General features: G+C 36.5%; 17 protein-coding genes. 9 read left to right on the top strand and 8 right to left on the bottom strand.

Translation table 11 applies throughout. The annotated features are described in order from the left end of the window. Nucleotides 1–3 precede the first annotated feature (3 nt). The gene (locus ACFFIP_RS04000) at nucleotides 4–972 is read right to left on the bottom strand and encodes a KpsF/GutQ family sugar-phosphate isomerase (protein WP_382386273.1); all 969 of its coding nucleotides are present in this window, start codon (nucleotides 970–972) and stop codon (nucleotides 4–6) included. 103 nt (nucleotides 973–1075) lie between these two features. On the opposite strand from ACFFIP_RS04000, the gene recQ reads away from it, so the two are divergent. The 4 genes from recQ (at nucleotide 1076) to ACFFIP_RS04020 (ending at nucleotide 6496) form a co-directional block, all read left to right on the top strand. Continuing rightward, nucleotides 1076–3256 carry a DNA helicase RecQ gene (recQ, locus tag ACFFIP_RS04005; RefSeq protein WP_382386274.1) on the top strand — a complete coding sequence of 727 codons (2181 nt, stop codon included), beginning with the start codon at nucleotides 1076–1078 and terminating at the stop codon, nucleotides 3254–3256. Between the two features lie 14 nt (nucleotides 3257–3270). Beyond that, entirely contained in the window at nucleotides 3271–4569 is a 1299-nt protein-coding gene (purD, locus tag ACFFIP_RS04010; protein WP_382386275.1) for a phosphoribosylamine--glycine ligase, read from the top strand. Nucleotides 4570–4701: 132 nt separating this feature from the next. Further along, the gene (locus ACFFIP_RS04015; protein ID WP_382386298.1) at nucleotides 4702–6039 is read left to right on the top strand and encodes a PSP1 domain-containing protein; all 1338 of its coding nucleotides are present in this window, start codon (nucleotides 4702–4704) and stop codon (nucleotides 6037–6039) included. A gap of 1 nt (nucleotide 6040) precedes the next feature. After that, a complete protein-coding gene (locus ACFFIP_RS04020) occupies nucleotides 6041–6496 on the top strand; it encodes a gliding motility lipoprotein GldH (RefSeq protein ID WP_382386276.1) in 456 nt (151 codons plus the stop codon). Here ACFFIP_RS04020 and ACFFIP_RS04025 read toward each other — a convergent pair. Both ACFFIP_RS04025 and ACFFIP_RS04030 read right to left on the bottom strand, forming a co-directional pair. Next, on the bottom strand, nucleotides 6486–10436 hold the full coding sequence (locus ACFFIP_RS04025; protein ID WP_382386277.1) for an AAA domain-containing protein: 3951 nt from the start codon (nucleotides 10434–10436) through the stop codon (nucleotides 6486–6488). The two genes, ACFFIP_RS04020 and ACFFIP_RS04025, sit on opposite strands and share 11 nt — an antisense overlap. Nucleotides 10437–10441: 5 nt before the next feature. Next, entirely contained in the window at nucleotides 10442–11254 is an 813-nt protein-coding gene (locus tag ACFFIP_RS04030) for an SDR family oxidoreductase (protein WP_382386278.1), read from the bottom strand. A gap of 122 nt (nucleotides 11255–11376) precedes the next feature. Here ACFFIP_RS04030 and rlmD point away from each other — a divergent pair, with 122 nt between their 5' ends. Then, nucleotides 11377–12783, top strand: coding sequence for a 23S rRNA (uracil(1939)-C(5))-methyltransferase RlmD (rlmD, locus tag ACFFIP_RS04035; protein ID WP_382386279.1), 1407 nt, complete (start codon nucleotides 11377–11379; stop codon nucleotides 12781–12783). Then, nucleotides 12780–13157: a hypothetical protein gene (locus tag ACFFIP_RS04040; protein ID WP_382386280.1), complete on the top strand. Its 378-nt coding sequence runs from the start codon at nucleotides 12780–12782 to the stop codon at nucleotides 13155–13157. The genes rlmD and ACFFIP_RS04040 overlap by 4 nt, the downstream gene beginning before the upstream one ends. 38 nt (nucleotides 13158–13195) lie before the next feature. Here ACFFIP_RS04040 and ACFFIP_RS04045 read toward each other — a convergent pair whose 3' ends face one another. After that, nucleotides 13196–13894 (bottom strand): ERCC4 domain-containing protein, encoded by a 699-nt coding sequence (locus ACFFIP_RS04045; protein WP_382386281.1) that lies wholly within the window; start codon nucleotides 13892–13894, stop codon nucleotides 13196–13198. Between the two features lie 103 nt (nucleotides 13895–13997). After that, the gene (gene thiL, locus ACFFIP_RS04050) at nucleotides 13998–15026 is read right to left on the bottom strand and encodes a thiamine-phosphate kinase (protein ID WP_382386282.1); all 1029 of its coding nucleotides are present in this window, start codon (nucleotides 15024–15026) and stop codon (nucleotides 13998–14000) included. A gap of 1029 nt (nucleotides 15027–16055) precedes the next feature. Between thiL and ACFFIP_RS04055 the strand changes: the two genes are divergently transcribed. Further along, nucleotides 16056–17090, top strand: a complete 1035-nt coding sequence (locus ACFFIP_RS04055) for a heparin lyase I family protein (protein ID WP_382386283.1) — start codon at nucleotides 16056–16058, stop codon at nucleotides 17088–17090. A 203-nt stretch (nucleotides 17091–17293) separates the two neighbouring features. On the opposite strand, the gene ACFFIP_RS04060 is transcribed toward ACFFIP_RS04055, so the two are convergent. The 3 genes from ACFFIP_RS04060 to mce form a co-directional block, all read right to left on the bottom strand. Further along, entirely contained in the window at nucleotides 17294–18160 is an 867-nt protein-coding gene (locus tag ACFFIP_RS04060) for an aldo-keto reductase family protein (protein ID WP_382386284.1), read from the bottom strand. Beyond that, nucleotides 18161–19171: a Gfo/Idh/MocA family protein gene (locus ACFFIP_RS04065; RefSeq protein ID WP_382386285.1), complete on the bottom strand. Its 1011-nt coding sequence runs from the start codon at nucleotides 19169–19171 to the stop codon at nucleotides 18161–18163. Nucleotides 19172–19753: 582 nt separating this feature from the next. Then, entirely contained in the window at nucleotides 19754–20164 is a 411-nt protein-coding gene (gene mce / locus ACFFIP_RS04070) for a methylmalonyl-CoA epimerase (RefSeq protein WP_382386286.1), read from the bottom strand. Nucleotides 20165–20254: 90 nt separating this feature from the next. Between mce and ACFFIP_RS04075 the strand changes: the two genes are divergently transcribed. Then, nucleotides 20255–20581 (top strand): HesB/IscA family protein, encoded by a 327-nt coding sequence (locus ACFFIP_RS04075; RefSeq protein ID WP_382386287.1) that lies wholly within the window; start codon nucleotides 20255–20257, stop codon nucleotides 20579–20581. A 112-nt stretch (nucleotides 20582–20693) separates the two neighbouring features. Next, a complete protein-coding gene (gcvT, locus tag ACFFIP_RS04080; protein ID WP_382386288.1) occupies nucleotides 20694–21788 on the top strand; it encodes a glycine cleavage system aminomethyltransferase GcvT in 1095 nt (364 codons plus the stop codon). Nucleotides 21789–21805 lie beyond the last annotated feature (17 nt).

The raw sequence follows: 21805 nt of genomic DNA on the forward strand, positions 1-21805 counted from the left end.
GTTCTAAACAATGCCTTCCTTCATTAAATCATGAATATGGATAAAACCAACGATTTTATCGCCATCCAAAGCTACTAATTGGGTAATATTATGCTCCTTCATTTTATTTAATGCCCTTATAGCAAACTCATCTTTTGCAATAGTTTTGGGATTTTTGGACATAATGTCAATTGCTTTAATTGCAGAAACATCAGTGCTTTTTTGCAGCATTCTTCTAAGGTCTCCATCAGTGATGATACCTAAAAGTTTATTGTCATTATCTACTACAGAAGTCGCACCTAATCGTTTACTGCTAATCTCAAGAATGACTTCTGTAAGAGACGCATCTTCTTTTACTACGGGCACCTGATCCTTAGGAATCACATCTTCCACTTTAAGGTAGAGTTGTTTACCTAGTGCACCTCCAGGATGATATTTCGCGAAATCTTCAGAAGTAAAGCCTTTTGCTTCTAAAAGGCAAACAGCTAGGGCATCTCCTAAAGCCAAATGTGCTGTAGTACTCGTAGTCGGCGCAAGGTTATTTGGACAGGCCTCTTCCGCAATGGTAGCATTGAGTACAAAATCAGCATGTTCGGCCAAGTAACTGTTTGTATTACTCACAAGAGCGATTAACTTGGAGCCGAGCCTTTTCAAAAGCGGGACAAGGACCTTGATTTCGGGAGTGTTTCCACTTTTGGAAATACAGATGACAAAATCATCCTTCTGAATCATTCCAAGATCCCCATGGATCGCATCAGCAGCATGCATGAAAATGGCTGGTGTCCCTGTTGAATTTAAAGTGGCTACAATTTTAGTAGCAATGATCGCACTTTTGCCAATTCCTGTGATTACAACTCTACCGTTTGAAGCCAAAATGGCTTCTACACAGGCTTCAAATTCATCGTCTATGTAATTGATGAGATTTTGAATTGCATCAGCCTCCGTTTGAAGGACTTTTATTGCGCTTGTTTTAATATTTTTTGTTAACTTCAAAATTGCCACGGTTAATCATTAAATTTGTAACAAAGGTAAAAAAAGAATTCCTTTTAGTTTAATGCATACCGGATTAGGGGCGCCATTAAAACATTAATTTGCTGTGAATCAAATCGTCAAAGAAAACTTAAAAAAAATATTCGGCTTTAGCCAATTCCGGGGCAATCAAGAAAAAATTGTTGACAACCTGCTCAAAGGTAACAACACTTTTGTCATCATGCCGACCGGTGCTGGAAAGTCACTCTGCTATCAGCTCCCAGCTGTATCGCAAGAAGGCACGGCAATCGTCATTTCACCTTTGATTGCCCTGATGAAAAACCAGGTAGATCAGCTGAATGCATTTGGGATCAATGCACATTTTCTCAACTCCACGCTAAATAAATCTGAAACCAATAAGGTCAAGAAAGAAGTACTTTCCGGTAAGACAAAATTGCTTTATGTGGCACCGGAATCATTGACCAAGGAGGAAAATATACTTTTCCTGAAAGATGCCAAATTGAGTTTCGTGGCTATAGATGAAGCCCACTGTATTTCAGAATGGGGACATGACTTTAGACCAGAATATAGGAAAATCAAATCCATCATTGCCCAGATTGGACCTGAATTGCCAATTGTAGCCCTTACGGCTACAGCTACTCCCAAAGTCCAACAGGATATTCAGCGCAACCTTCAAATGGAAGAGGCGGATCTGTTTAAGTCTTCATTTAATAGAACCAACCTCTATTATGAGGTTAGACCTAAGATCAAAAATGAGACTAAGAAACAGATTATCAAATACATCAAATCCCAAAAAGGTAAGTCCGGTATCATTTACTGTCTAAGCCGTAAAAAAGTAGAGGAAATTGCCGAATTACTCAAAGTGAATGGTATCAAATCCGCCCCCTACCATGCTGGATTAGACCAAAGTGTCAGGGTCAAAAACCAGGATGATTTTCTCAATGAGGAAGTGGATGTTATCGTTGCAACCATTGCCTTTGGAATGGGTATCGATAAACCGGATGTGCGCTATGTGATCCACTATGATGTGCCTAAATCATTGGAAGGATATTATCAGGAAACTGGTAGAGCTGGAAGAGATGGATTAGAAGGGCACTGTCTGATGTTTTATAGATACGATGATATCGTCAAACTGGAAAAGTTCAACAAGGACAAGCCTGTAACAGAGCGTGAAAACGCTAAGATTCTACTTCAGGAAATGGCTGCATATGCAGAAAGCTCCATTTGTCGTAGGAAATTTCTGCTCCACTACTTCGGGGAGACTTTGGAAGAAAATTGTGGCTTCTGTGATAACTGTAAAAAGCCAAAAGAAAAATTTGAAGGTATGGACTATCTCACCGCTGTAATCAGTGCGGTGAAAGAGACCAAAAACAGGTTCAACATGGACCATATCGTCAGTATTATCCGTGGGGAATCTAATGATTATATCAAAAGTTATAAACACGACCAACTGAGTGTTTTTGGAATTGGACAGGAAGACAACGAAAGACTTTGGAAAACTGTCATCCGACAGGCCATGATTTCAGGCTTCCTTGAAAAGGACATTGAAAATTATGGGATAATCAAAATAACTGAAAAGGGAGAGAAATTTTTGGATGCACCTTATTCGGTTACGCTTTCTAAAGACCATAATTTTGAAGAAATGGTCGAAAACATCGCAGTAGAAGAAGGACCAACTGGAGGTGGCAAGGCTTATGATGAGAAATTATTTGAGTTGCTGAAAGCTGAAAGAAAAAAAGTAGCCAAAGCAAAAGGCCTTCCACCATATGTCATCTTTCAGGACCCATCCTTGGAAGAAATGGCAACAGTATACCCTACCACAAGGGAAGAATTAGCACAAATCAATGGGGTGGGTATGGGAAAAGTATCTAAATTTGGAGCTTCTTTTCTCAAACTGATTGAAAACTATGTTGAAGAAAATGATATTATCACTGCCTCCGATGTTGTCGTTAAGACTTCAGGAACTAGATCTAAAGTTAAAATTTCCATCATTCAGCAGGTGGACAGAAAAATAGATTTAGATGAAATTGCAGAGAACCTGAACATCAGCATGGATGAACTACTACAGGAAATCGAGCAAATCATCTACAGTGGCACGAAATTGAATATCAATTATTACATTGAAAATATCATGGATGAAGAAAGAGAAGATATTCTTCATGACTATTTCATGACTGCTGAATCAGACAATATACGCGTGGCTCTTCAAGAGTTGGAAGATGAAGATTTTGCTGAAGAAGAAATTCGGGTCTATAGGATTAAATTCATTTCCGAACACGCTAACTAAAACGAATTTTATCAATGAAGATATTATTATTGGGAAGCGGAGGTAGAGAACATGCCTTCGCATGGAAAATAGTGAATAGCCAAAAATGTTCTAAGCTTTATGTAGCTCCAGGCAATGCCGGCACATCCCAAATTGCTGAAAATGTCAACCTTTCTGTTATTGATTTTGAAGGAATTGCATCATTTGTGCAGACCAATAATATTGACATGGTTGTCGTCGGACCTGAAGAACCTCTGGTAAAGGGTATTGTTGATTATTTCCAGAATGATCATGAACTCAAAAATATCCCGGTAATTGGTCCCAGTAAGAAAGGCGCACAACTTGAAGGTTCTAAGGACTTTTCCAAAAAATTTATGGAAAGGCATGCTATCCCTACAGCAGCCTCCAGAACATTCACCAAAGATACCATTGAGGATGGATTGGCATATTTGAAAACACAAGATTTGCCAATCGTCCTAAAAGCCGATGGTTTGGCAGCAGGAAAAGGGGTTTTGATCTGTCTAAGTTTAGAAGAAGCTGAAACATCCCTGAAAGAAATGCTTTTAGAAAGTAAATTCGGAGCTGCTTCAGAGAAAGTTGTCATAGAACAATTTCTGGAAGGCATCGAGTTATCAGTTTTTGTTGCCACAGATGGCAAAAGCTATAAAATTCTTCCAGAAGCAAAAGATTACAAAAGGATCGGTGAAAAAGATACCGGTTTGAATACCGGAGGAATGGGTGCTGTGAGTCCTGTGCCTTTTGCTGATGAACAGTTTCTCCAGAAAGTAGAAAGAAGAATTGTAATCCCTACCATCAAAGGACTTGAAGAAGAAAACATCAGATATACCGGTTTTTTATTTATAGGTTTGATGAATGTCAATGGAGATCCCTATGTCATAGAATACAATGTTAGGATGGGAGACCCTGAAACCCAAGCGGTACTTCCAAGAATCAAAAGCGATTTTGTAGACCTTCTTCATGCCATGGGGACTTTCAATCTTGAAAATTATACTTTCAACCTGCATCAGTTCACAACAACGACGATCGTGATGGTTGCTGGTGGTTATCCTGGAGATTATGAAAAAGGTGATAAGATTGAAGGTCTAGATACCATTTTAGCAGATAACAAGTCTGTCATCTTTCACGCAGGAACAAAGCTTGGGCCTGGAGGAGAGATTGTCACAAACGGGGGACGGGTATTGGCAATAACCGGAATTGGAAATGATGTTGAAGAGGCATTGCGACACGGATATGAGACGGTATCCAAAATTTGTTGGAAAGACCTTTATTTTAGAAAAGATATTGGTCAGGATATTTTAAATTTATTAAAGTAAAATCAAATTCACGAGGAGGAATCCCTCCCTTTATATACAGATATGGCAGGATGTAGTAGCTGCTCTACCACCACAGGAACTAGTGGGGGTTGCCAGAATAATGGCACATGTGGTACGAGCGATTGTAATAAAATGAATGCTTTCGATTGGCTTTCCCATATGGGAATTCCAACCATCGATAAATTTGATATCGTTGAAGTAAAATTCAAGGGCGGTAGAAAAGAGTATTTCCGAAATGTGGACCATCTCCATTTGACTACTGGAGATCCGGTGGTAGTGGACGTGCCTAATGGCCACCATATAGGCTACGTCTCCCTACAAGGCGAACTTGTAAGGCTTCAAATGCAAAAAAGGAAAATCAAGAATGATGACAATATTCTTCGGATTTACAGAGTTGCTAATCAAAAAGACATCGAAAAGTGGGAAGAGGCCAAAAACAGGGAAATCCCTACACTATACCGCAGTAAGCAAATTATCGACGAGCTTAAACTGGAAATGAAACTCTCTGATATTGAATATCAGGCAGATAATTCCAAAGCTACTTTTTATTATTCCGCTGATGACAGGGTTGACTTTAGGGAATTAATTAAATTCTTGGCCTCAGAATTTAAAATCAGGGTTGAAATGCGTCAGATCAGTCTCAGACAGGAAGCTGGCCGACTTGGTGGAATAGGAATCTGTGGCCGTGAACTTTGCTGCTCCACCTGGATACATGATTTTAAAAGTGTCTCTACTTCCGCAGCGAGATACCAAAATCTATCCCTCAATCCTAGTAAACTTTCGGGTCAATGTGGCAGGCTTAAATGTTGCCTGAATTATGAACTGGACACCTATATGAATGCCCTTGAGGACATTCCCAACATAGACAAACCACTTCAAACTGAAACAGGACCTGCTAAGCTACAGAAAACAGATATTTTCAGGAAACTCATGTGGTTCAGCTACAATAATGAAAATAACTGGCACTCCATCACCTGTGAGCGGGTAAAGGAAATTCAATCCATGAATGAAAATGGCGTTATTCCTTTTGACCTTCATGTCAATAAGGCAAAAGAATTTGATGAAGAGGCCATGAAGTCTACCATGGAGCTGGAAAGACTTGACAAAAAATTCAGTACAAAAAAGAAAAAGAAGAAGAAAAAGAGACCTTCAACGGGAGCGGAGGCCTCAGACAATCAACCTACACAAGTTAGTCCTAAAGAAGACAATAGGGCAAAGAAAACAGAAAATACAGCCGGGCCTAAAAATCAGGAAAGGGCAAAAGCCAAGAGAAACAGACCGAGCAGAAGAAATCCTGAAGATAAAACAAGGCAAACTGATCAGCCTAATCCAGAAAGGTCCAATTTACCTAAAAGAGAAAACCAGTCACAACCTTCCCATCCGAAGGCTGAAAATGAAGGTAAACCAAAAAATAGGGGAAAAAGACGGTTTCCACCTAGAAATCGTGGAGACCAAAACAAAGGGGAATAAAATGAAACAGCTTTCAACATTTCTCTTCGTTATTATCTTGTTGTCAGTATTTAGCTGTGATGGCCAAAGGACTTTTGAAAAATATGAGGGTTTTGAAACACAATCTTGGCAAATTCAGGATACTGTTTCCTTTACCATGGATATCCCAGTACCCACAGGTCCTTCAATACTTGCAGTGAAATATAATGAGGAGTATGAATTTCGAAACTTATACCTAAGATATCTGACTTTGGATAGTTTGGGTAATGTGATAGAATCACAATTGGTTAATATCCCGCTTTTTGAAAATACAAGTGGTAAGCCTTTGGGGAAAGGTTTTGGTAGTACATTCACCAGATATGATACCCTTCCATTGACAAGCCATAAAGCTTATCATCGTATTCAATTTCTCCAATATATGAGGGTGGAAGATTTGAAAGGAGTAGAAGCAATTGGACTAAAAAGGGTCAAGAATTGACATCATTTATGTTCTTACCCATCCAATGTTGCCTACTGAAATAGAAAAGACATGGCCAACCTTTTTCTTTCAGCTGTAAAGCGTGATATGCGAAGGCCTCTTTGGCACCATTGGCCTTATAAAGACGCTGATCATCGGTCAATACAGCTTTGATGTATTGACCGTTTTCTTTAATAGCCAAATCCATCCATTGGGAATCTTGAAATTTCTCAAAGGTTAGAATCCCAGAATCTTGGGCCAGTAAATTTCTTAAAAACCAAGACCACTCATAACCGGGGGTCTTGTTTTCAACAATTTCCGGCTTAATTCCTTTAACCATATCCTCTACAAAGCTGATATAATCTTGAAGCATCTTAATGCCATCGTTTTGTAGTTGGTTAGGCTTGAAATCTCTCGAACTTAAACTCGTAATTAAGGTAATCTTTTTCCTTGCCCTCGTAATGGCAACATTGAGCCTATTGATCCCACCTTTTTTAGATAACATCCCAAAATTGGCAATCAATTTTCCCGATGAATTCCTTGCATACCCAATGGAAAAAATCACCCAATCAAACTCATCGCCCTGTACATTCTCTATATTTTTAACAGCAATATTCTTGAGGTTAATAAGCTCATCTTTTCCAATCAAATCTTGAATTAATTCCATTTGAAAATAATTGAAAGTAATCACCCCTATGGAATATTCAGGATTGATTTTTTGTATTTTTTTTATCTCAAATATTACCTCTTCCGCCTCTACCCTATTCATCTGCTTATCCCAAATTCCCTCAGTTTTGATCAGGGAAAAAGGATTCTCCTCAGAATTGACCAATTGAATATGAGGCAACATATTCAAACGGTTTTCATAAAAATGCTGATTCGAAAATTGAATCAAACCCAACTGCTCACTTCTATAATGACTTTGCAACCAGAATTTTTGAAAATATTTGGAAACCAAATCCAACAAAGAGTCAGTTTCTGTTTCTATACCTTCCTCCTCTCCTTCCAATCTGACCTGATAAATATCGAAGGGCTGTAATTGTTTGGAATCTCCAGCCACCACCACTTGTCTGCCTCTCAACATCGCTGGAAATCCACGCTCCACATAACATTGAGATGATTCATCAAAAATGACTAAATCAAAATCCTGCTTGAGTGGAAATAAAGCAGAGACTGTTTCAGGGGAGGCCAACCAGCAAGGAATCAATTTAAAAACCTCATTTCCAAATTCTTCCAAGAGCTTTTTCACACTCCAAAGCCTTCTTTTTTTGGACACCTGATGTGACAGTTCCCGATAAGTCAATAAATTACCTAACCGGTTAAATTCCAGATTTTTATAAGTATGCTCTCGAACCCTTAATTCAGATATATATTTGGACAACTCCCATTTCTCAACTACTGCTTCCATTAGTTCCTGCTGTAAACTCAAAGCTTTGGGTGTACTTATTTCTTTCAGAACAGGATACTTCGCTTCAATATGTTCTATCCATGATAATTTTAACCCTGCCAATAATTTAGCTTGGATTTCTTCAAAAGGACTTTCAGAATACTTTTCCAAAAGCTTTTCCATTAATGCCTTGTCTTCTAAAGACAATAGACTTCTAAGCCTGTCAAATGCCACTAACTCATCGAATACAAATGGAATTCCAGTAGAAATGGAGTCAATATCTTCTCCGACACTTTGAATAAACAAATGTTGTATCTGAATTTTTGACAAATACAGATTCCATTTGGGAAAGAGCAATTCAAACCTTTCAAGTTTTTGCTCAAAAAAATCAATTACTTCCAAAAGGTCTTTAGCGTCATTTATTTGACTCCTTAAAAAATCGCCTAGAATTTCCCAATCATGAAGCAATAACTTACCCTTTATCGCGTCCAAATGAACGGTTGAAAAATGGTTGAATTCAGAAAAAGTGAAAAATTTATCTGGTAAGTGCAGCCACTCCTTTCCTGAGAGTAAGGTATATTGATGATTCAGATTCAACCTGTTCTCAAGTCTTGTAATCAAAACTTCATTTCCGTAATCATCAGCGGGCAAACCATTTTTCTCTAATAATTGAAAAATCCTATCGAACTTCTTTTTCTTTAAAGCCCAAGTCAATTGATCCCACAAGCCTTTACTTCTTCCCTTGAAAGACAAAGCAAGAGAAAGGTATTCTTCCACTTCCTCATCTTGGACATTCCATTCCACTCCTTCTTCCGATAACAGTGATTTGACCATCTCCATCTTTTGCTCCAGCCACAACAAATCAAACTGTAAAGGATCAATATTTATAATTTGATCAAAAATTCCCCGGGTTTCCGCATGGCTGAGGTGATGCTTTAATTCAGAGAGCTTCTTTTTTTGATTAAATAGTATAAAAAAGTATGAAATATCACCACCTCTTCCTTTGTCAAAATGAAGTGAAATTTCCTCTTTAAATTCTAAAATCTCCCTTAATACTTCTTGGATACGTTTTTGCACCGAACTTCCAAAATCACTAAAATCAACGCGATGAAGCCAAAAGGAATCGGAATTCTGGAATTTTTTGTAATAGAATCCATATTCTTTTAAATCTCTAAGAAATTTGTCAATCTTTCCAAAAGGCATCTTTTTGTAATACTGAGTCATATCAAAAAAATCATCACTCAATTGGGAACTTAAATACAACTCCTTGATCGGTATTCCACATTCCTCAGTATTGAATAATGCTTTTTTATATTCATCAAAAAATTCAACATTCCCCTCAATTGTCCTTGAAATCTGGGAAAATTGCCTTTCCAATTGTATTGCATCAATCGTTCGGTTAAGATCCTGATATCCATCCAAAGATTTGATCTGTCCCTCTATCTTCCGATAAAGTTCCATCTTATCAGCTCTAAAATCATGTACCAATGCTAAAAAATTCCCAAATCCTATCTTTCCTAATCGTTTGAAAACTACATCAAGTGCAGCCCTTTTTGGGGACACGATTAATACTTTTTTACCTCTGGAAATGAAATCCAATGCCAAATTGCAGATCAACTGTGATTTCCCTGTTCCAGGAGGGCCTTCCACTACCACTGACTGACCCGACCTGACAGCCTTAATCACTTGTTCTTGAGAGGCATCTAGCGGAAAAGTCAGATAAAGCTGATCCTCTCTTGGGCCTGCTTGTATTTCTTCTTCTGGTGCAAAATGTCTAAAAAAAAGATTTTCGAGATCCTCATACCCTTCCTCTTGGATCAGCTGCTCATAATCTTGGATGAGAAAACTGGCCTTTTGGGAAAATTGGCCAAGAACGGCATAAGGACGTAATTCCAGTTTCCCTACCTGCAGTCTTCCCTCATCCACAGCCTTGGAAGAATCCGGGAAGCCCTTTATCTTGCTTTCATATAATTCTGTAGTGAAATGAATAGCAAACTCTTGCTTTACATATTGGTAAAGATCATTCCTAAACCCAATAGCATCCTTTGAAAAGTCTTCTATTGGATTTTCATCAAGTTGATTGGAGTTCTTTTGGCCGTATGCATTACTGTAAGCCAATAAAAAGGCTTTATTCAGAAATGGTTGATCTCCCACCCGCTTAACGAGTACCCATTGGTCTTTTTCCTTTATCAAATCTACAGGAAAGAAAACAAGAGGACATCTGACAACTTGACCATTGATCAATTTACCTTCCACATAAGGCCATGCGACATATAAACTTTTCTCCCCGGTTTCACTTTCAGTACTTTGTACCAGATTTTGGAGTCTTTTTATCCGTTGAGAATAAACATTGACCTGTTCATCTCTTGTATCTGACAAAGGAATCAGGGGCACACTCCTTTTCCTGCTCAACAGGTTTTCAATATAATCGAAAGCAGGGTGGTGGTTTAAAAAATGGAGATCATTCAGATCAATCATTTGGGAAGGTATCAATCTGGAAAGATATAATGACCTATTCCTGCTGGACAAGTCCACCAACCTGTTGAGATAAACCTGAAAAATCTCCTTGAGCATAAACTTTATTTAAATGGCGAGTCTTTTTCCTTGGCCATATGATTGTATACGATCCCATCCATTATACCAGGGATCCATTTATTTAAAAATACGGCTAATTTTCCCTGGCCAGTCAAAACCAAATCTCTTTTTCTTTTCAAGGTAGCATTAAGCATCTCTTGTGCCACTTCTTCCGCGCTCATCATTTTACCTTCTTCCCTAGGTGATTCCCCCTGCATGCTGCCATCGGCTGTCAGGGCATTGTTACGGATATTAGATGCTGTAAACCCAGGGCTAGCAACAAGTACATGAACACCTCTTTTCATTACTTCAGTTCGAAGTGATTCAAAGAATCCATTCATGGCAAATTTACTGGCAGTATATGCAGTCCTAGCTGGAGTCCCGCGATAACCATTAATAGAGGAAACCCCAATAATCGAGCCTTTATTTTTTAAAATCTCTGGCAGACAATATTTAGTGGCATAAACTGTGCCCCAAAAGTTGGTATCCATAACTTTATGGAAAACTTCAAGGTCTAGATCTTCAAAAAGTGCTCTCATGGAAATCCCTGCATTATTGATCAGAATATCAATACGACCAAAATGTGAAATCGCTTCGTTAGCAATTTTCTTATTGTCCTCTTCAGATGCGGCATCTGCCAAAACTCCATATGCGTCAATTCCTTCCTGCTGCAGCTTCTGAAGTGTATTGTCCAATTTAACCTGAGATCTCCCGGTCACAACTATTTTAGCACCAGCCTTTCCATAAATAAAGGCACAGGCTTCACCGATCCCTGAGGTGGCACCTGTAACAATTACAACTCTATCTTTTAATTTCATTAATCTACGATTTAAGGCTAAAGATAAAAAATCAATTCACAGGCCACATCTAATTTAGTAATCTTTACTATTTCGGGACGCATTTTTTAAATACCCCTCCTTTTTTCCTTAATTTTGCCGCCATGTCAAGAAAGATGAAAAACAAGGTTGTCACTAACCTGAAAATAGAAAGAATAGCAGCAGAGGGAAAATGCGTAGGACATCATGATGGGAAAGTTGTATTTGTTCAAAATGTAGCACCTGGCGATGTTGTAGATGTGAGGATTACCAAGGGCAAAAGCTCATTCATGGAAGGGGAAGCAATCAAATTCCATGAATTTTCTTCTGATAGAATCGAACCTTTTTGTTCACATTTTGGCACTTGTGGTGGATGTAAATGGCAGCACATCAATTACGACCTTCAAAAAACTTATAAAAGACAACAAGTAGTAGACCAGTTTACAAGAATTGGAAAAATGGACATTCCAGAAGTCTTACCTATCCTAGGTTCATCCCAGACACAATATTACCGAAATAAGCTAGACTTTACATTTTCAAACAACCGTTGGCTGACCAGAGAAGAAATCAACTCTGGTGAAAGCTTTGAAAGGAATGCTTTAGGATTTCATATCCCTAAAATGTTTGACAAAATTGTTGACATCGATCATTGCTACCTGCAAGGAAATATATCAAATGAGGTAAGAAATCAGCTAAGGGTATTTGCCCTGTCTGAAGGTTTGAGTTTCTATGATATCAGGAATCAAGTAGGTCTACTCAGAAACCTCATCATCAGAACAACAAGTACAGGAGAATCGATGGTAATTGTCCAATTCGGGGAAGATAATAAAGAGGGTATCGAAAAAGTAATGTCATTTTTGCATGAGCAATTTCCTATTATTACCTCTTTACTCTATATCATCAATTTGAAAAAGAATGAAACGTTCCATGATTTAGAAGTTCTTACGTATGCTGGCAAGGCTTATATCGAGGAAGAGATGGAAGGTCTAAAATTCAGGATTGGACCAAAATCATTCTACCAAACAAACTCTGATCAGGCGTATGAACTCTATAAAGTAGCAAGGGAATTTGCGGACCTTCAAGGAGATGAAGTAGTGTACGACTTGTATACAGGCACAGGCACGATTGCCAACTTTGTCGCAAAAAAGGCTAAACAAGTGATCGGAATAGAATATGTTGAAGCAGCCATTGAAGACGCCAAACTCAATTCACAGGTAAATGACATAAAGAACACCCTTTTCTATGCAGGAGACATGAAAGATATGCTGAATGATGAGTTTTTATCGAAACATGATCGACCTGATGTGATCATCACCGATCCTCCAAGGGCAGGGATGCATGAAGATGTGGTCAATATGCTCTTGAAGCTTGAAGCCACAAAAATTGTCTATGTAAGTTGCAACCCTGCTACTCAGGCAAGGGATATTGCAATACTCGCAGAAAAATATCAAGTAGATAAAATTCAGCCTGTGGATATGTTTCCTCAGACATACCATGTTGAAAATGTTGTACTTCTAACTTTGAAATCATGATCTCAGATTTTAATGATCCAGAATTAAGCGGAAAATACCTGGGTACTATCACCAAGGACTTCATAAAAGTTTCCGATATCCTAAAAGAGGCATCCTATCAGGTGAGAAGTAGAAAATTCTCCGAGTATCCAATCTTTCCAATTTCAAAGGAAGAACAGCCATTAGGGCAGCTTTTTTTGGGAAAGACTGAAAAAAAACTGGACTGGAATTATTATATCACCTATATCGATGAATTTATTCAGCGTAAATTGGTTGCTGAAGAACTTTTGGAGGATTTCAAAATGGCGTACAAAGATCCGGATGAATTTTGCTGTTTATTTGTAATGGACAAGGATTTTACAAGCTTCGTGTATATCCCTTATCCTGAGGACTGACATTTCAATTATGTTCAATATTTAGTTTGATGGATAGTTTACAGTTTTTGTAAACTATCCACTTCTAAGATCATTTTCATTTTTTTGATGGTAGTATCCCCTATCCCGTGCAACTCGTTCAAATCAGTCTCTGAAGCAGTGAAGATTTTTTTCAAACTGCCATAATGATTGATCAAAACCGCTGCCCGGTCAGCCCCTATTCCAGGAAAACCTTGCAGAATATGGACTTGATGCTTGAATAAACTGTTTGTTTTGTTGAATCTAGGCTTAATCCTAGGTACATACCTCAAGTCACTCAACTTATCTTTTGTAAGCTGTTTGTAACACTGAAGCATGATACTCAAAGTTTCCTCTTCATTTTTAGATGTCAGAATAGGCAATTTGAAGGCTAAAGAAATAGACACCATAATAGCTTGAAGAGTTTCCTTTTTAAATCCTGTTTTTTTAAAGTCTTTTGTCTTACCTTCTAAAATCATGCAAGATTTAATTTTTGAATTGACCAGTCTGGAAACCTGTTTAAATAACCTTCCATCTTTAATGGAAGAACAGAAATCTGGGATTGTTTTTCTCTCAACCAAAAGTTCATTATCTAACTGATAATCCCCTTCATTCAACTTTTCTTCAAATACCAAAATATTCTTCTTTTCTCTTAAAAGACGCTTCATTACCGGTGGCTCTCTAAAGTCCACAACAATCTGAAGTGGATAAAATTTTGAACACTTGATCAGATCTGACATTTTCTAAAAAATTTTAATTGAAAAATATATCGAAAACCAAAGCTTTTAATTGAAGAGAGATAGGAGAATGGGAATTATATCTCCCATCTCTCTCCAAAAAAACTTAGAAATGTTTCCAGCCCTGGGCTTTCAGCTGTGCTGCAGTACCACTTTTCGTTACTAAATACTTACCGTCTTCTTCTTTTGTTACATGTCCGATAAAATGTATATCTGGATGCTTTTCTAACTTGAGAAAATCTTTTTGATCTATCGTAAATAATAACTCATAATCCTCACCACCATTCAGTACACATGTAATTGGGTCCAAGCCAAGTTCTACTGCTGTATCATAAGTTTGCTTATCAATCGGAAGTTTATCTTCATAAATAGTCACGCCAACTTTAGATGCTTTACAGATATGAAATAATTCTGAAGCCAATCCATCCGAAATATCCATCATACTGGTAGGTATAACTTCAAGCTCTCTAAGTTCGTGGATAATATCCATCCTGGCTTCAGGCCGTAGTTGTCGGGCTGTGACGATTTGATATTTTTCCAGTTCAGGCTTCATATCAGGGTTAGACATAAAAACTTGCTTTTCTCTTTCCAATATCTGAAGACCTACTAATGCACCTCCTAAATCTCCTGTCACACAGATAATATCATTCTCCTTAGCTCCAGATCTATATGCTATCTGCTCTTTCTTGGCCTCTCCTATGGCAGTAACTGAGATTACGAGCCCAGACCGGGATGCCGTAGTATCTCCACCTACAACATCCACTCCATAATGATCCGCTGCTGCATTTATACCTGAATACAAAGCATCAACTGCCTCTACGGAGAATCTATTGGATAATGCAATACTTACTGTAATCTGTTTTGGGATAGCATTCATAGCTGCCACATCAGATATATTGACGGCAACTGCCTTGAATCCTACATGAGTTAAAGGTGCGTATGAAAGATCAAAATGCACTCCCTCCAGCAATAAATCAGTGGTCACCACTTTTACATGATCACCTGATTCTATCACCGCAGCATCATCTCCTATTCCTTTGAGGGTAGAAGTATGCCTGATTTTTATTTTTTCATTCAGATGATCAATGAGACCAAATTCACCTATTTCACTTATTTCTGTTCTTTTTTCTGACATAACCTTAATTTCTTTTTCATAATTAAAAATGCAAAGATACTGCGAATTCCCAATTGCGTCATACCCTGCGAATTTATCGAATGAAAGCGATTGGCATTGAGCCTAGGCGCAATCAATAAATCATGCTTATCTCCTATCATGAACTCCCTTACAAAATCCCAATGAAAACCCAAAACGTAAAAGCCCAAATGATTCCTTACTTGCTTGAGATATATTTACCCCGGCAAGCAAAAGAATTGGTTTGAAAATTTAAGTCTAAAATTCGCAGGAATTATCCAATAATTCATGGCTAAACCATATGAGTAATTAGAGGTACCTGTTGGAAATGAAGGTGTTACCCTAAATTGATTATTAGAATAAATCAAACCTGTCTCAATTTCCCAATTGTCTGAGAAAGGTTTGAGATAGATAAACCCAATATCAAAAAAATTCCTTCCTTTATAACTCGGAGCCCCATCTGCATAACTTGAAATATAATAGGGTTTGCCATATGAGAACTGGAAGCCAAATTTACTGGGATTCTTACTCTGGGGCCAAGTTTTATAAGCGTATAAATTCAATAGCAGGTATACTAAAAAGAAATTCTTTTTCATAAAACACTCTTTTAAATCTGATTCTTTAAAAATTTTAAGTTCGTTAAATTATCTGAATTCAACATTTGTATGACTTTAATTAACTTATATTAATAATAAGATTTTTGAATTTGAAGGAGAGAATAAAGAACTTTGAATTTCAAATATTTTTTTTCGAGAATATTTCAAAAAAGAATCAATATTGGCAGATTTTTTGATATAATTTAATACAACTGAAAATCAAATAAATAGGATATATTTTTGTTTTTTATTTAGGTAAAAAGCACTAACATTGGTAGCTTTTATAATAAAAAACTAATTTTATTTAAGTTGATAATTGCCTAACCAAATTGATATCCGCCATAACCAATTTATAAATAATTTCCAGTAAAAAGCTTTTGCCTTTGAAAAAGGTTTGTTAAAAATTGATAAAAAATTAAATCACCCAATATTTCTTATGAAAAATTTGATTGCATTAATTCTCTTATTTATCCTGAATGGATTTAATCCTTTATTAAACATTGAAAAAAATTATAACTCATCAAATAAAACTTATCAACCTGGAGTTTGGGAAAGCTATTTATCCAACTCTCCTTATAATTCAATTTTTAATTTAACGGCCAACAATCAAGTTGGGGATTTAATTTGGAGAGCTACATTTGAGTCCGGTGATAAAAGTGAATGGTGTATAAATCAATCTGGATGCGGGGAATACAATATGAATGAATCTATGGTTAAAAGTGAAGTCACAAAAGAAAGAGCTAAAAACAGTTCTTATTCAATGAAAATGACAATCAATACGAGTAATGGTTACGCATCGACACAACATTGGAGATTTAGAGAACCAAATACACATAAAGATTTGATATATACGATATGGTTTTATGTACCTCAAAAATTTGATTATAAACTCGAAGGTTGGAGCAATATTATTCAATGGAAAGTTGAACACAATAACATTCCAGCTACGAATACTCCAAAAAGTCATCCATTATTCGTAATGGGTTACGGGGTTAGGGGTAGAAATGGTTCAGGCGGCAATAACTATTTAACTTTAGCAAGACTTAACAGATGGTTTGATGGTTACAGCTCACCAACGACAAGTTATCAACCATTAACCAACTTAGACATCCCTATAAATCAATGGTTTAAAGTTACTGTACGCTATGTTCACGGAACAAACAATAATGGCAGAGTAATGCTTTGGCAAAGTGATGAAAGTGGAAAAGATGTTCTATTATACGATATTAAAAATGTCACAACTTATCCTTTAAAAAATAGCGATGGTCAAAGCACAAAGTGGTTAGCTTGGTCTGTAAATTTATATGGGGACCAATTTGTACCCTCAACATTATCCCATTTTATTGATGATGTTTCATTTCATTTACCAGCAAATGAAATTGATGCCACCCCTACCAAAAACTCGATTTTATTAGAGTCTTCTCCGCCAGAGGGAGGGAAAGTTCGAGTTTCAACAGGAGGTGGACTATAAAATAATTTTAAAACTTTTAGAATAATTACTATAAAAAAATTTAACGGGTTTTTTTAATTTCAGGATATAAGCGGTTTAAGTAATAAAAAATATTCATTACTTAAACCGCTTGCCCTTCAATCATAAAAAAAATCAATTGTATAATTGTTTATTATAACCTTTTTTTTAATTTCATTTCAAAAAATAAATAAAACCTAAAACATTTAAACCTTTTGACCATCATAGTACTTGATCGTTTCAACGGTATTTTCAATATTTTGCCTTGAAGATGCGCCAAAAAGAATAGATTCTACATTTGGTAGATTGCTGACGTATTCTAGCGCCTCTTTAGGTGGAATAGCTCCACCTCCAAGTACTTGCATTGCGATTACCCTCGCTCTACCTTGCTTCAAAACATCTTCATATAGTTCTTTCCCTCCAGACATTCTGAAATTTACCTTATTAATAGAAGCACAGATGATTGGGTTTTTGATTCCCCCTTCTTCTAAAACAGTCAAGAGTTTAGGCAAATTCATGGTAATAAAGCCCGCTTCAGCATTGTATTTTTTTTCAATGTATTTGGCATAGGCAATCAATAAATCTTTCATGCCCAATCCCAACAATAAATCTGTAATTACATTTTGAAGGAAGATAACAGGTGTGTTGATCCCCTTAAACATTTTCATCTCCGCATCTATCAATAATTCCATGATAGATATGAAATCCTTGGAAATAAAAGCCATTCCACCCTTAAAAATAGATCCAAAGAAATTACCTGGAACATATTCTTTAAGTGTACCTACAATTCCTAGTTCCGTCACCGCATTGGCATACTTATGCGCATAAGGCATGCATGGATAGATTTTAAAATCTTTATACTTATCAGGATTGTCTCTGATAATATCACAAATATTGGCAATCCTGTCATGTGTGGTACACATAAAGGTGTTGATACCTGCCGCTCTAGCATCATCTAACACTTTTATAATTGCGGCATCATCTTTAAACTTAATGGCTTGAGCTCTGGACTTTTCATCCGATATATGGTTTACGGCAAAAAACTGGTTATCGCCAAATAATATCCTTTCCATTTATTTTGAACTGTTTTTAATGATAGAAATTGACAAATCTGTTTTCCAAGCACTTTCAAATGTATTGATGGTATTTGGAACCATTCCTTTGACAGCTTTAACGAAATAATCTATCTGCGAAGAATACTCTTCACCCCTTAGATAAAAGTTAACTTCTTCTGTCAAATCCGTAACATATTTGACATTCCAACCCTTTGAATACCCATTTGGAAAATCATTGGTCTTGAAATAAACTTTTAATTCGTTGGCATCAGAAACAATTTTCCCTTTGCTTCCCATTATTGTAACTGAAGTTGACATTTTCCTATAGGTTTCATCACTCCAGTTGACTGAAATCACACCCGTTGTACCTGACTCTATACCAACCAACGCATATACCGCATCATCAACTTGCTTAGAATAAATTGATTTCAACATAGCCCCCTTACAGGAATTAATAGGTGAAAGAATATCATTGATCAAATCAATGACATGTGAAGCATAATCCATCAGGCAACCTCCACCTTCATTTGGATCTGAACGCCAAGTTTCACTCTTTTTCTTAACCACTACTGGCCCATAAGCTTCCCCTGTGAAATGCTGAATCTCACCTAAAAAACCACCATCAACAATTCTCTTAACTTCCTGGAAAGTTCCAACGAATTTGTTATGATAACCTACCTGGTTGACTAATTTTCTCTTCTGAGCCAATAAATACAACTCATTGCTCTCTATAGGATTCAAACAAAAAGGTTTCTCTGAAAACACATGAATATCTCTTTCCAATAGATCCTTAACCATTTTGTAATGAAACTTTGTAGGCACGGCCACAAAAACCGCATCAGGCTTGGTGTTTTCCACCATTTTTATATAATCACCAAAAGAATTGAAACCACTGTATTTCTCTAACACGTCTGAAACAATTTTGGAAGTATCACAAACCCCCACAACTTCTACTTCCGGATGTGCACCTAAAATTGAAAGGTGGGATATACCCATCTTCCCCGCTCCGATTAACGCTACTTTTAACATTTTTTTTTACTAGAATTGATTAAAAACAATACCGAGACTTTATTCAATTTGAAACATTTTCAAACAACAGAAAAACAATTTGCTTATCCGTTAAATTATGATTCAAATTACGTTATTTCCTATTCAAAAAACAAGTTTTTATATTCAAAATATATTTTAAATAAATATTAACAGGTTATGGAAATACCTAAAATCAACTGATTTTGAAATTTTAGCTATATACCGACTACGTTTTCCACAAAAGACCTCTTATAGAATATTCTGATTTAAAAATATTATCAATCAAACCTTTATGTTCTCAAGAGAACAGGGCTTTTCCAAAAAAATCAATAATAAAAAAAAGCACCTTCTATAAACACTTCATAAATGTGACCTTTCTATATACATTTATTCAATTCTTAACAATCAATTTATTATCGATTCTTCATCAATTTGTAAAGGAAACTAACTCTTTTATGAAAAAACTTTAAGCAAAATATGCTTCATTCAAAATTTGATTGGGGGGCTAATTTCCTGACATTGATAATAAGTATTAAAAGAAAAAACGAACACTCCCAAAAGACAGTGCTTTCTAATTGTTCACTAGGCATCAATAGGTTTTTCCTGACATAATTCAACCAAAACCCCATTGGTCGTTTTAGGATGAAGAAAAACAACCAACTTATTATCAGCGCCTTCTTTAGGGATTTCATTTAAGATTTCAAAACCTTGTGCTTTAAGTCTTTTCATTTCTGATTCAAGATCTTCCACATCAAATGCGATGTGATGAATGCCTTCTGATTTTTTTGATATAAACTTTGCTATAGGACTTTCTTCCTTAGTAGCTTCTAACAACTCAATTTTGGTCTCCCCAATTTGAAAAAATGAAGTTTTCACACCTTCTCCTTCTACCATTTCTTCTTTATATCGTTCACTTCCCAATAACCTTTTAAAAAGTTCATTTGACTTTTCGAGGTCTTTTACCGCAATACCCAAATGTTCTATTTTTCTCATTTTATTATTTTTTTATCTTTGTTAATGAATTATTTCAAATGTAAGCATGTTTGAATGATGCTTGATTGAATTATTTAAAAAAAATAAGATATGATCGTCGTAACTGAAAAGGCTAAAAATAGAATTCTCGAATTGAGAAAAGAAGAAGGTCGCAATGAAAATGAAAATATAAGGGTTTCTGTTAAAGGGGGAGGCTGCTCTGGTTTAATGTACGACCTTGGTTTTGACGGACAAGTAGTGGAAACTGACCATGTGTTTGAAGACAAAGGAATAAAAATTATTGTGGACAGAAAAAGTCTATTATACCTCGCAGGTACAACTCTGGAATTTACAGATGGATTAAATGGAAAAGGTTTTCAGTTTGTCAATCCAAACGCTTCAAGAACCTGTGGTTGCGGTGAAAGTTTTTCCGTTTAACATGTGACATTAAAATAAACCTAGCCGACTGTTCAAGCCGGCTTTTTTTATGCTAAACTATAAATACTTAAAGCCATTACTTACCTTTGTTTCAGAGTAATCAAACCCAAAAATGACAGATAATATCAAAAAAATCCAACTAAATGACCTACATGTGGCTTTAGGTGGTAAAATGGTCCCTTTTGCTGGCTACAATATGCCAGTGAGATATTCTTCCGATATAGAAGAGCACAAAACAGTTCGTGAAGGCGTTGGTGTCTTTGATGTTTCTCATATGGGAGAATTTATGGTAACTGGTCCAAAGGCACTGGAGTTAATACAAAAAGTTACTTCAAATGATGCTAGTAAGTTAACTAATGGTCAAGCTCAATATTCCTGTTTTCCCAATGAAACAGGTGGAATAGTAGATGACCTAATTGTCTACAAGTTTGAAGATGAAAAATACATGCTCGTCGTAAATGCTTCTAACATTGATAAAGATTGGGCGTGGATTAATCAGCATAATACTATGGGAGCAGAACTGGAAAATATATCAGACTCTATTTCCCTATTTGCAGTTCAAGGTCCAAAAGCTATTGATGCTATGCAATCTTTGACTCCTATTAATCTTTCTGATGTGAAATTCTACCACTTCACAGTAGGAGAATTTGCTGGTGTAAAAGATGTGATCATTTCAGGAACAGGTTACACTGGTGCTGGCGGTTTTGAAATTTATGTCAAAAACGAAGATGCTGAAGAGGTCTGGAAAGCAATCTTTGAAGCTGGTAAAGACTTTGATATCAAACCAATAGGATTGGGAGCAAGAGATACTTTAAGACTTGAAATGGGTTACTGCCTTTATGGCAATGATATTAATGATGAAACTTCACCTTTAGAAGCGGGTTTGGGCTGGATAACTAAATTCACAAAAGAATTCATTAACAGCGAAAATCTAAAAAAACAAAAAGAATCAGGGGTTGACAAAAAATTGGTTGGCTTTATTCTTCAGGAAAGAGGAATTCCTAGAGCTCACTACCCAATTGTAAATAATACTGGTGAAGTCATTGGAGAAGTAACATCAGGAACACAGTCTCCTTCTATGGGAGTAGGCATAGGCTTAGGCTACGTTAAATCAGAGTATGGTGCTCCAGGAACTGAAATTGCTATTTCAATAAGGAATAAAAACCTTGCTGCAAAAATTGAAAAATTACCCCTATACAAGAAATAATTTTACAAAAATTGAAA

Source organism: Fontibacter flavus (assembly GCF_042432905.1).
GTDB classification, from domain to species: domain Bacteria; phylum Bacteroidota; class Bacteroidia; order Cytophagales; family Cyclobacteriaceae; genus Fontibacter; species Fontibacter flavus.